Annotated in this window: 6 protein-coding genes and 1 pseudogene; 3 read left to right on the top strand and 4 right to left on the bottom strand. The window is 69.2% G+C overall.

All coding sequences use genetic code 11. The features are described from left to right. A pseudogene (locus ACRDSQ_RS22930) lies at nucleotides 1-876 on the top strand (NADP-dependent oxidoreductase); the annotation flags it as partial. 53 nt (nucleotides 877-929) lie between these two features. On the opposite strand, the gene ACRDSQ_RS22925 reads toward ACRDSQ_RS22930, so the two are convergent. Both ACRDSQ_RS22925 and ACRDSQ_RS22920 read right to left on the bottom strand, forming a co-directional pair. After that, the gene (locus ACRDSQ_RS22925) at nucleotides 930-1349 is read right to left on the bottom strand and encodes a VOC family protein (protein ID WP_431423926.1); all 420 of its coding nucleotides are present in this window, start codon (nucleotides 1347-1349) and stop codon (nucleotides 930-932) included. A gap of 115 nt (nucleotides 1350-1464) precedes the next feature. Further along, the gene (locus ACRDSQ_RS22920) at nucleotides 1465-3537 is read right to left on the bottom strand and encodes a prolyl oligopeptidase family serine peptidase (protein WP_431423924.1); all 2073 of its coding nucleotides are present in this window, start codon (nucleotides 3535-3537) and stop codon (nucleotides 1465-1467) included. Nucleotides 3538-3664: 127 nt separating this feature from the next. Between ACRDSQ_RS22920 and ACRDSQ_RS22915 the strand changes: the two genes are divergently transcribed. Further along, nucleotides 3665-4213, top strand: a complete 549-nt coding sequence (locus tag ACRDSQ_RS22915) for a TetR/AcrR family transcriptional regulator (protein WP_431423923.1) — start codon at nucleotides 3665-3667, stop codon at nucleotides 4211-4213. A gap of 197 nt (nucleotides 4214-4410) precedes the next feature. After that, nucleotides 4411-4671, top strand: a complete 261-nt coding sequence (locus ACRDSQ_RS22910) for a hypothetical protein (protein ID WP_431423921.1) — start codon at nucleotides 4411-4413, stop codon at nucleotides 4669-4671. Nucleotides 4672-4800: 129 nt separating this feature from the next. Here ACRDSQ_RS22910 and ACRDSQ_RS22905 read toward each other — a convergent pair whose 3' ends face one another. Next, a complete protein-coding gene (locus ACRDSQ_RS22905; protein WP_431423920.1) occupies nucleotides 4801-5172 on the bottom strand; it encodes a hypothetical protein in 372 nt (123 codons plus the stop codon). Between the two features lie 77 nt (nucleotides 5173-5249). Then, the coding region (locus tag ACRDSQ_RS22900) for a DUF6973 domain-containing protein (RefSeq protein ID WP_431423919.1) at nucleotides 5250-6099 on the bottom strand (850 nt) is incomplete at its 5' end.

The following is a 6099-nucleotide window of genomic DNA, read 5'->3' as shown; positions in this document are numbered from 1 at the left end:
ATACGGCGGCCCGGATGTCCTGCACCTCAAGGACGTGCCCACGCCCGAGGCCGGTCCGGGGCAGGCGCGGGTCCGGGTTCGGGCGGCGGGAATCAACCCGTACGACACCAAGCTTCGCGCGGGTTTTTGGCGGAGTATGTGCCGACGACGCTGCCCACGATTCCCGGGTTGGAGATGGCGGGCACCGTCGACCAGGTCGGACCCGACGTCGACTGGGCCGAGGTCGGCGATGAGGTGTTCGGCTTCGCCGACACCGGCGGGTACGCGGAATACACCCTGGTCACCAAAGTCGTGCCCAAGCCGCGCGAGCTGGACTGGGCAACAGCGGCGGGTCTGCCCATCGCGGCCGAAGCGGCCACCGGGGTACTCGACCAGTTGGCCCTGGCCGACGGCGACACGATCCTGATCAACGGCGCGGCGGGTGCGGTCGGGACCGTCGCCGTGCAGCTGGCCATCGAGCGCGGCGCGACCGTGATCGGGACCGCCAGCGAAGGCAACCACTACCACCTGCACGACCTGGGCGCCACGCCCGTGACCTACGGCCCCGGCTTGGCCGACCGGGTGCGCGCCGAAGCCCCCAACGGCGTGGACGCCGTGTTCGACATGGGCCAAGGCGGCCTCCCCGACGCGATCGACCTGCGCGGCGGCACGTCCCGGATCATCACGATCTCCGACATGAGCGCCTACCAACTGGGCGTCCCGCTCTTCGGCTCCAACGAACGCGACCCCTCCGCCCTGGCGGAAGTCGCCCAGCGAGTAGCCGACGGCCGCCTCACGCTGCCCGTCCGCACCTTCCTCCTGGCCGACGCGCCCGCCACCCACAAACTCGTGGAAACGGGCCACAACCGGGGCAAGCGGGTCTTCACAGTCGAGTGAGCCACAGCGGAATGAGCCGCGCACGTGTCGTGCGCGGCTCCCGGCGGTGTCGCTCAGACCTTCGACCGGTCTCCGGCGATGTTCACCATCCACGCCACGCCGTACTGGTCGCTGCACATGCCGAACTCGTCGCCCCACATCTGCTTCTCCAGCGGCACCTGCACCGTCCCGCCGCCGGACAGCGTGTCCCAGTAGCCGCGCAGCTCGTCGGAGTCGTCGCCGCTGAGGCTGACCGCGAACGCGGTGCCCGGGTTGTACTCCTGGCCGGGCTGGGTGTCGGCGCCCATGAGGGTGAAGCCGTTGTCCGCCTCGAGCATGCCGTGCATGATCTTGTCGGACTCCGGCGCGTCCGGCATGCCGAATTCACCGAAGGTGTTCAGCGTCAAATTGCCGCCGAAGACCTCCTTGTAGAACTCCATCGCCTGCCGCGCGTCGCCGTTGAAGCTGAGGTAGGGGTTGAGACGGGAAGCCACCGGATTCTCCTTGTCACCAGACTTGGACCGAACCCGTCGGAGCCTAGCCAGAACCACCGACACTCACCGGCTGGAACGGGGCCTGACCTGTTGAAATAGGTCAGGCCCCGAACACTCACAGACCAAGCGCCGACTTCAGCCAGCGCACCTGCATCAGCATGAAGTTCTCCGCCACGTCGTCCTCCTGCGGCGTCATGTGGGTGACCCCCGGCAGCGGCAGCAGCGCGTGCGGGCGACCGGCCGCGACCAGGGCGCTCGACAGACGGATCGAGTGCGCCACCACGACGTTGTCGTCCGCGAGCCCGTGGATGATCAGCAGCGGCCGGTCGAGCTTGGGCGCGTCGTCAATCAGGGAGTTCCGGTCGTAGACCTCGGGGTTCTGGTCGGGGTGGCCGAGGTAGCGCTCGGTGTAGTGGGTGTCGTAGAGCCGCCAGTCGGTGACCGGCGCCCCGGCGATGGCCGCGTGGAACACCTCGGGCGCGCGCAGGACCGCCAGCGCCGACAGGTATCCACCGTAGGACCAGCCGCGGATGGCGACCTTCGTCAGGTCCAGGTCGGGGTGGTCGGCGGCGACCGCGTGCAGGGCGTCGACCTGGTCGGTCAGGGTGACCTCGGCGGGCTCGAAAGCGATTGCGCGCTCCCACTCCGGGCCGCGCCCCGGCGTGCCGCGGCCGTCGGCGATGACCACGGCGAAACCCTGGTCCGCCAACCACTGCGGGACAAGGTAGGCGTTGCGGGTCGACAGCACGCGCTGGGCGTGGGGGCCGCCGTAGGGGTCCATCAGGACCGGGATCTTCGTGCCCGGCACGTGCCCGGTCGGGTAGAGGACCGCGACCCGCAGCCCGCGTTCCCCGACCGTCAGCAGCCGCACGTTCGGGGTGAGCGGCGGCCGCACGGCGAGGCTCTCGACCTCACCGAGAACCTCACCGCCACGCAGCACGCTGACCTTCGGGCCGGACCAGTCCAGCGACCAGGACGTCAGGATCGTCACGTCCCCGCCGCGGGCGGCCGTGTGCACGCCGTCCACAGTGGACACCTGCGCGACCTTCTCGCCCGTGCGGTAGACGTGGACCTGGGTCGGGTCGTCGGCCGAGGCGGTGAACAGGATGTCGTCGCCGATGTCGAGCACGGAGCGGACCTGCAGGTCGCCGGACACGGCCTCGTCGCCGACGAACAGGCGGTTGGCGCCGTCGGCGGCGGCCACGCGCACGAGCCTGCCGTCCGGGGTCCACGCGGGGACGCCGGTGACGATCTCGATCCAGGTGTCGTCGGTGTCGGTGTGCACGACCTCGGTGGCGCCGGTGTCCGGGTCGACCGCGCGGATCTCCACGATGCGCTGGTCACGCGACTGCACGGCGATCAGCGGCTTGCCCGCGGCCGACCAGTGCGCGGTCGTCAGGTACTCCAGTTCACCGTCCCAGTCGACGTCGACGCGGGTGCCGTCGAGGCTGACGATGGCGAGGCCGACCTTGACGTTCGGGGTGCCCGAGGCCGGGTAGGACACCGTGACCGGGTCCGAGCCGGGGTTCGCCGGGTCGGCGATGTGCCAGCGCTGGACCTCGCGCTTGTCGGTGAACGCGACGAGCAGCTTCGTGCCGTCCGGCGACCACCAATAGCCGCGCGACCGGCTCATCTCTTCGGCCGCGACGAACTCCGCGAGCCCGCACGCCCGGCCCTCACCCTCCGGCGTGGCGATGGCCCGGTCGCCCGCGCCGTCCACACCGACCACGCGCAGGGCGTCGTCGGCGACGTAGGCGACGTGGGTGCCGGTCGGGTCGGGGCGCGGGTCGATGATCGGGGTCGCGGTGGCCAGCTCGCGCGTCTCGCCGGTGTGCGCGTCGGCGACGAAGAGGCGGCCGGACAAGGCGAAGGCGACCATTCGGGACTGCGCGTCGGTGGCGCAGCCGATCACCCCGGCGCCCTGCTCGCGGCTGCGCTCGCGGCGCGCGCGCTCCTCCGGGGACAGCTCCTCGGAGCCGCCGAGCAGCACGGCCGGGTCGCCGAGGCGGGTCTCGGTCCCGCTCGCCAGGTCCTGCTTCCAGAGGATGTGGGTGCGGTCCTCGCCGGTCGCCGACCTCAGGAACAGCGCGTACGAGCCGTCCGGGGCGACGCGGAACTCGCGGGGGGAGCCGAGGGTGAAGCGCTGGGTGCGCGCCTGAAGGCGGAGAAAGGTCGTCTCACTGGTCACCCCCACAACCTAAACGAACGGCCCGCGAAGTCCTGTCCGGAACCGGCCGGCGGCCGAATCCGGGCAAAAGGTCGGCAGAGACCCCCAGGCCCTGCCGACCTGACAATAACGTACCATACGGTATGGCATGGCATGGGAGGGTCGCGAGAACATGGGCAAGCGGGACTGGCTGGACGAGGGCATTGCGGTCTTGGCCGCCGAAGGGTCCCAAGCGCTGACGATCGAGCGGCTCAGCGGCAGGCTCGGGTTGACGAAGGGGTCGTTCTACCACCACTTCGCGGGCATGGCGGGCTATCAGGGGGCACTGCTCGACCACTTCGAGAAGGTCTGCACCGACCGCTACATCGAGGAGTTGGAGGCATTGCCGAGCGAGCCGACGGTCATGCTCGACCGCCTGCTCGACATGGTGTTGGCGAGCCAGGAGCAGGGGCTGGAGACGGCGATGCGGGCCTGGGCGCAGCAGGACGCCCACGCTGCGGCGATGATGACCAGGGTCGACCAGGCCCGCATCGCCTACCTCGAGTCCCTCTGGCTGCGCCACGGCCGCGACGCCACCGAGTCCCGCCACGTCGGCCAACTGCTCTACGCGATTCTTGTCGGCGCGGGGCACATGCTGCCGCCGCTGTCGGAGGAGGATCTGCGGGCGGCGTACCGGCTCGTCCTGGACCGACTGTGAGGACACGCCGATGATCGGCAAACTGCAGTGCGTCGTGCTCGACTGCCCGCGGGTTCTCGAACTGGCGGACTTCTACCGTTCCCTGCCGGGAATTCCTGGAGCGGGTTCCCGCCGCCGAAGGCCGCGACTTCGTCGACATCGACAGATCCCTTCTACTGGCCGCCATAGAGCTGCACGACAAGGACGTCGCCATCGAGGTGAAACGACTACGGGCGACGGGCCTGATGCTGCGCAACTCCGCACCCCCACTGGCTTTGGGCTCCGGCGCCGCGGTGGTCGAGCTGTTCGTCGGACATGCCGCACTGGCGGCGGGATGCGCCGTTCTGCTCTTGGGCGGATTCTTCGCGTTCATCGTCCAAGCCCGCCGCCTCGGGCACTGGGCGACCATGAAGACACTCGAACTCTGCTACTGGATTCCCGACATCGACGACCGCTGCCGCCAAACTCCGAAATCCTGAATCCCTTGCCGCGCCCGCGCCTGACGACGCGCTCTTCTGTCGACGAGCGGACGCAGGGGAATCAGCAGACCCGCCGATGGCGACCGCCAAGTTCTCGGACTCGGCGAGGTAGGTGCCGCGATCTTCCAGTCAGCGGCCTGCGGGACTTCCGTCCGGGTTGGTCATCTTGATGGCGCCGCTGTGCGCCCGCAGGACTACGTCCGAGCGGTATGTCCCGTCACCGAGCGCGGCGAGTTGGCCGAGGCTGACCATCCGGACGATCTTGTCGTCGCGTTGGAAGACGAGGAGGTTGCCGTCTTGGACGTAGTCACCGCCGTGTGTGCCCTCGCCGTCGATCTCGGCGGGTCGGCCCAGTTCCCGCTCGATCCGCGCGCCGGATGCGGGGCCCGTGAGGATGTGCACGGCCGTCCAGTCGCCGGGAGCCAGGTCCTTGAGCGGTTGTGAGCCGCCCGAGCGGGCTAGTGTGGTGATCGCCTTCTCGAGGTCGTCGTCGAATTCCACCGTTACTCCCGAGGTGTTCGAGCCACATCCCGCCAGCAGGGCGAGCAAAGTGATCAGAGTCAGTATCGAGCGCATGGTCAGTACTGGTCCGGGGTTGCCGACGGCTTGCCGGGATCCCGGTCGTCGCCGCGGCCGGGGTTGTCGGTCGGCCAGGGGTTGTTCCTGGTGTCTCGGGTGTCGCCGGGGTCAGCCTCGTTGGACGGCACCAGGGTGTCGTCCTTGTCGATGATCACCATCCTGCCGTCCTTGACCGCCTGCTCGACCAGCGTCGCGAGTTCTTCGGGGTTGGCGTCCGGGTTGGCGCGCGCGATCTCGCGGCCGACTTCGTTGTTGTGCAGGTCCATGCCCACCGGGATGGGGTGGCTGGACGGGTTCCGTTCGTGGGCGGTGGCGAACTCGCTCGCCCACTGCTCGCCGTACCGCTGTGTCATCAACGCGTTCCAGTAGGCATGCCGGAAGGCGTCCGCGTGCCCGTCGGTCAAGCCCTTGCCCTCGAACTTGCCCTCCGCGGTGTGAAGAGCGGTTTGCCGGATGTCGGCGAACTCCTTGAGTCCCATGAGTCCCTTGCGCGCCTGCAGGTCGTCGAGCAGCTTCGCCTCGCTCTCGGTGATCCGCTCCTTCGAGAAGCCCGCCCGCTCGGCGAGCCAGCCGGTCAGTCCGCTGGGCCACGTCGTCATACCGTCGGTCTTGACCTGGTATTTCGCCAACAGATCGCGGTGTCGTTGCTCGTCGACGATGCGGTCTTCGCCCGCTTCCGCGGCCGCTTCAAGCGTCGTCGCTCCCGCGTCGTCAATTTCGCCGGACAGGATGCGCTTGAGGACGGAATTCAGATCGGTGTCGATCGTGGTCGCCTGGGCCAAGAGGCCCTGCACTTCCAGCTGCAGGGTCACGCCAGTGAAGAGTCCATTGGCGTGCTCGGTCTTGACG

The sequence above is a fragment of the Actinokineospora sp. genome (assembly GCF_050699995.1).
Lineage (GTDB): Bacteria > Actinomycetota > Actinomycetes > Mycobacteriales > Pseudonocardiaceae > Actinokineospora.
Note: the sequence above shows the minus strand (reverse complement) of the source record. Positions and strands in the feature narration are given on the sequence as shown.

Excerpts from the sequence above, each read along its gene's own strand:
- ACRDSQ_RS22915 (WP_431423923.1), top strand. The coding sequence starts at position 3,665 with ATGGCATGGGAGGGTCGCGAGAACATGGGCAAGCGGGACTGGCTGGAC.